The sequence below is a fragment of the Streptomyces graminilatus genome (assembly GCF_001418565.1).
GTDB classification, from domain to species: Bacteria; Actinomycetota; Actinomycetes; order Streptomycetales; family Streptomycetaceae; genus Streptomyces; species Streptomyces graminilatus.
Map to the genome: position 1 here is coordinate 1 of NZ_LIQQ01000752.1, position 2201 is coordinate 2201.

General features: G+C 71.6%; 2 protein-coding genes. One reads left to right on the forward strand and one right to left on the reverse strand.

The features are described from left to right. Positions 1 to 548: ATP-binding cassette domain-containing protein (locus tag AOK08_RS41105; protein ID WP_422125824.1), on the reverse strand; the 548-nt coding region annotated here is incomplete at its 3' end. A gap of 284 nt (positions 549 to 832) precedes the next feature. On the opposite strand from AOK08_RS41105, the gene AOK08_RS41110 reads away from it, so the two are divergent. After that, the coding region (locus AOK08_RS41110; protein WP_055535595.1) for a SulP family inorganic anion transporter at positions 833 to 2201 on the forward strand (1369 nt) is incomplete at its 3' end.

Genomic DNA, 2201 nt, shown 5'->3' on the forward strand with positions numbered 1-2201 from the left:
GTCGGTTCGTCCAGGACCAGGAGTTCGGGGGTGCCCAGGAGGGCCACCGCCAGGGAGACGCGGCTGCGCTGGCCGCCGGAGAGGTTGCCCGCGAGGGCGTCGGCGCGGGTGGTGAGGTCCACGTCGGTGATGGCCCGGGTGACGTTCTCGTGGCGGCGCTCGGCGGCCGCGCGGCCGGGGTCGAGGATCGCGGCGAAGTAGGCCAGGTTCTGGCGGACCGTCAGGTCGTCGTAGACCGAGGGGGCCTGGGTCACGTACCCGATGCGGGTGCGGAGCGTGGGGTGGCCGGCGGGGTGGCCGAGGACGTCGAGGGTGCCGGTGACCTTGGCCTGGGTGCCGACGATCGCCCGCATGAGGGTCGACTTTCCGCAGCCCGAGGGGCCGAGCAGGCCGGTGATCTGGCCGCGCGGGACGGTGAAGTCGAGGCCGCGCAGGACCTCGCGGGTGCCTCGTACGACGGTGAGGGCTTCGGCCTGAACGGCGGGGCCGACTTGGACTGCGTCAACGGCCTGGACGGCTCCTCCAGGCTGCAGAGCGTTGTAATTCATCATGCGATGAATAATGCTCTCGGTGGGAGAGGGCGTCAAGTCCGTTGTCCGGTGTCTGTTGTCTGCCGCCTGTCGCGTGTCGTTCGTCGTCTGTGTGGGGGCGCAGGCGCGTGGTGGGGTGATCGGAAGGTGGGCTTCCGGTTCGGGTGACTCCCGGGGCTTCCTTTGACTCCGCTTCTTCCCGGCGGACGGGAGAAGTGGGTGCTGTGGCTGCCCGGCTCTGCCGACAATGGATTTCATTCGCCCGTGCCCTGCTTCCGTTCGCTGTCGGAGGTGCGTTTGTCATGCGCTTTGGCGTCCGCAAGGCCGATCCCCTCGCTTCTCTCGTCGTCTTCCTAGCCGCGCTGCCCCTGTGTGTGGGCGTCGCCGTCGCCTCCGGTGTGCCTGCCGAGCTGGGGCTGGTCACCGGGATCGTCGGTGGGTTCGTCGCCGTCGTACTGCCCGGGAGCGGCCTGCGGGTGAGCGGGCCGGCGGCGGGGCTCACCGTTCTCGTCTTCGAGGCCGTGCGGGCGTACGGGCTGGAAATGCTCGGCGTGCTGGTGTTCGCGGCCGGTGTCGTGCAGCTCGGGCTCGGGGCGTTGCGGCTCGGGCGGTGGTTCCGGGCCGTGTCCGTGGCGGTCGTCCAGGGGATGCTCGCCGGGATCGGGATCGTGCTGGTCGCCGGGCAGGTGTACGCCCTGGGTGACGTGAGCACGCCCACGAGTGCGCTCGGGGCGGTGCGCGGGCTGCTCTCGCTGCCCGGGGACGCGGATCCCGTGGCCTTCGGCATCGGCGGCGCCACCATCGCCGTACTCCTGCTGTGGCGGCGCTGGAAGTGGGGGGCGAGGCTGGTGCCCGGGCCGCTGGTGGCGGTGGCGCTCGCCTCGGGGGTGACCTGGGTGCTCGGCCTGGATGTGCGGCGGGTGGAGGTTCACGGGCTGTCGGCCGCCGTGCGGGTGCCGGGGGCGGCGGATTTCGGGCGGCTCACGGAAGTGGGGGTCATCGGGACGGTCGTCGCCCTTGCCCTGCTCGCGTCCGCGCAGTCGCTGCACGGTGCGGCGGCCGTCGATCGGCTGCGTCGGGGGGCGCGGACCGACTACGACCGGGAGTTGCTTGCCCAGGGGGTCGGGAACGCGGTGTGCGGGGTGCTTGGGGCGTTGCCGATGGTCGCGATGGCCGGACGTGGTGTCACTGGGGGCGTGCCCGTCATTGGGGGCGTGCCCGTCACTGGGGGCGAGGCAGGGGTGCGGGCTCGGGCGCGTGTGAGCGTGGCATGGGTTCTGTTCGGGGTGGGGCTGCTCGCCGTTGTGGCCTTTGTGCCCGGGGTGTTCGGGGTGCTCGGGGTTGTTCCGGTGGCTTCGCTGGCCGGGGTGTTGGTGCATGCCGGGTGCGGGCTCGTGCCGGTGCGGGAGGTGAGGGTGCTGTGGCACGGGCATCGGGGGGAGGTGGCGGTGCTCGTGGTGACGGCCGTCGCCATCGCTGTCGCCGGGTTGTTCGAGGGGGTCGCGGTCGGGCTCGCGCTTGCCGTGGGGAAGACCGCCTGGGATGTCAGCCATGTGCGGGTGGAGGTCGGTGAGGGGGGTGACGGCTGCGTTGTCGTGCGGGTTCTCGGGCATGCGACGTTCTTGCGGTTGCCCAAGTTGCTGGATGACCTGGAGGGTTTGGAGGGTTTGG